This window comes from Streptococcus sp., assembly GCF_019414905.1.
In the GTDB taxonomy this organism is placed as follows: domain Bacteria; phylum Bacillota; class Bacilli; order Lactobacillales; family Streptococcaceae; genus Streptococcus.
On sequence record NZ_DXLC01000220.1, the window covers coordinates 19,526 to 20,052 of the forward strand.

Below are 527 nucleotides of genomic sequence, written 5' to 3' on the forward strand. Positions count from 1 at the left end.
ATTTTCTTAGTTTGCAGATATTCAACAATCGGTCGTTTTTCTATAGTATTCGGCAGATTTATTACAGCCAAGCATCTCAAAAATACGGACAGCATCTTCCATCTTTTTCTGACCTTCCTTGACTCTGCCTTGCTTGCTATCAAAGAGACCTTCAGCCCACAAATGGACAATTCGGAAATAGGTTTCATTTTCATTGTAGAAATGCTCTTCGATAACACGTTTAAAATAAGAGGCATTGGTAAATTCTTCACACTCAATGCTGACTAAAAAACCATTCAATAGCATGGTATGAAAAAGATTTCGATTACCAGACATTTCCATTAGAAAATCAGATTTGCGGACCATTTCTCGTACATATCTGGTAAAAAGAGGAACAGATAAAAAGGGAGAACTGACTGAAAATAAATTGAGTTCATAGATTCCCCAAATCTCGGTAGAAAACAGATAGTCATGAAGGACTTTCCCTTCCTCTGCTGTTAACTCTACCCTTTCATCCATGCTCTTCATATAAGACTTGATCATAATGG

1 pseudogene is annotated in these 527 nt (G+C 36.6%); it reads right to left on the reverse strand.

Annotated features, from left to right (window positions below):
- Window positions 1-21: 21 nt before the first annotated feature.
- A pseudogene (locus QZ359_RS06810) lies at window positions 22-527 on the reverse strand (Rgg/GadR/MutR family transcriptional regulator); the annotation flags it as partial.